Source organism: Mycobacterium sp. 050128, assembly GCF_036409155.1.
Classification (GTDB): domain Bacteria; phylum Actinomycetota; class Actinomycetes; order Mycobacteriales; family Mycobacteriaceae; genus Mycobacterium.
This window is the reverse complement of the sequence record NZ_JAZGLW010000031.1, coordinates 1-1,805: the sequence shown is the minus strand read 5'-3', so window position 1 is coordinate 1,805 and position 1,805 is coordinate 1. Positions and strand designations below refer to the sequence as shown.

General features: G+C 60.3%; 2 protein-coding genes. Both read right to left on the bottom strand.

Annotated elements, in window-relative coordinates:
• Positions 1-567 precede the first annotated feature (567 nt).
• The gene (locus SKC41_RS31685) at positions 568-846 is read right to left on the bottom strand and encodes a type II toxin-antitoxin system RelE family toxin (RefSeq protein WP_330981547.1); all 279 of its coding nucleotides are present in this window, start codon (positions 844-846) and stop codon (positions 568-570) included.
• Positions 843-1,112 (bottom strand): type II toxin-antitoxin system Phd/YefM family antitoxin, encoded by a 270-nt coding sequence (locus SKC41_RS31680; RefSeq protein ID WP_061559515.1) that lies wholly within the window; start codon positions 1,110-1,112, stop codon positions 843-845. Before SKC41_RS31680 ends, SKC41_RS31685 begins: the two co-directional genes overlap by 4 nt.
• Positions 1,113-1,805 lie beyond the last annotated feature (693 nt).

Sequence of the window (1,805 nt, the reverse complement as noted above, 5' to 3'; positions counted from 1 at the left end):
TAAACGCTAAGCCTCGTGCCCCAGATTCAATGAGAAAGACACGCACTTACCCCAGATTCAATGAGAATGCCCCAGAATCAATGAGAACGGACAACCGGGCCGCAGACGACTAATCACGTTGCGTGCCCGGCCTTTTCGGGCCGCAGGAGCAGGGCTTCAACATCGGCTGGAACTAACAGTTGGCGACAGCACGCACTGAGGCGCCGGCGTATCAGGGACACCGGCCCCGAGCAGACACACTCTGACCGTCGGGCGCGGCGTCAGCCCGGCGTCCGGCTCTCTCCTGACCACACAGACGGAATCATGGATCCGCTGCGGCCTGGAATGTAGCTCAGCGCGGCATGGCGAATCACCGTGCACCGCCGCCAGGAAACGATTCCTCTCGCGCTTGACCGACTCGTCGTTGGCCCCGGCCTCAATCAACGAAGCCAAGTCGGAGCAGCCCACCAGCTACTTCGAGGGTGCGGCCATGATCCCGACATCGTGGTGCTTTCGGGGTCGGTGCTGCGCGTTCCGTCACAGTGACGGAACGCGCAGTTGGAAGGGGGGGTCGGCTCGTGACCAAGGTTATCGGCGGTAGACGTGCGCACGGTGCTCGATGCGGCCCACATAGAGCACGTTATCGTCGGAGAGGACCCGGAAGGTCACCCGGTAGTCGCCGCGCCGGGCCACCCGCCAGCCCTCGAACTGGAAGCGAAGTGGTTTGGACATCGGCAAGGGATCGGCGGGCAGTGCGACCGTGATGAATTCGGCGATCGCCGCTGCAACTTTGTGCGGTAGCCGCTCGAGAGCTCGCGCCGCCGCAGGTGAGAGTTGAACTGACCAGGCGTCGTCGTTTTCGGTCACTGCAGACCGTAGCGACGACGAATGTCGTTGCCGCTGACCGTGTTCCCGGCCGCGTAATCAGCGTCGGCCTGGGCTAGTTCGTCGGCGAGACCGGGGGTTCCAAGTGCATGAAGCGTCTCGTTGAGAGAGTCCAAGTCATCAGCGGACATGATGACCGCGGCGACGCGACCGTGCCGGGTGATCTGAATGATCTCGTGTGTCGTGTCGGCTTCGTCGACCAACGCCGACAGTTTGTCCTTGGCCTCTGAAAGAGGTACCTGCTTCATACCGCGATTATAGCCTGAATTATAGCCTGTGACCAGCCTGATTATTAGCCGATAAGCGATCTTATGGTCAATTAAGGCGAGCCAGCAGGGACGCGTGACCGCACTTCCTGCAGCCATCAACGCGCAGCCAAAGCCCCAAAGACGCACGGGCACGACCCGGTGACAACAACAAGAATCAACAGCCCTGCCGACAAGAAGTCGGCATTCGCTGTGATGGCCTGGAGGCCCCCGGTGAGTAGTCAATACGTCACTGTGACGTTTTTGTAAGGGGCAATCCTGCTGCACACCATGCTATTTCGCACGTTTCATGGATAATCGTCATTATCCATGAACAATGTCCAGATGGCTGGGGTGCGGCTTGACGACTCCACTTGCCTGGATGCTGATGCTGCGTGGTGGTGGTGGTCGCCGGCCAACGACCCCTACCACCACAACCAGCAGCCCGCGTCGTCATACTGCCCTGCAGGGATGCGGGGTTAAGTCGCTCGGATCTCTCACCGGCATTGCACCCCAAAACCTTTGACTAGAAGCTCTCGGGGGCGGTACGGCGTATCGGTGTCCCCTGACGTCTAGGCGTGATGTGGCTTTTGTGGTGATCGGGGGCGTCCGTCGACACTCTTGAGTTTCAGCGAGACCCGTTCGCGGTCGATGTCGACGTCTTCGACGATGACTACTACGGTTTGGCCTAGTTGG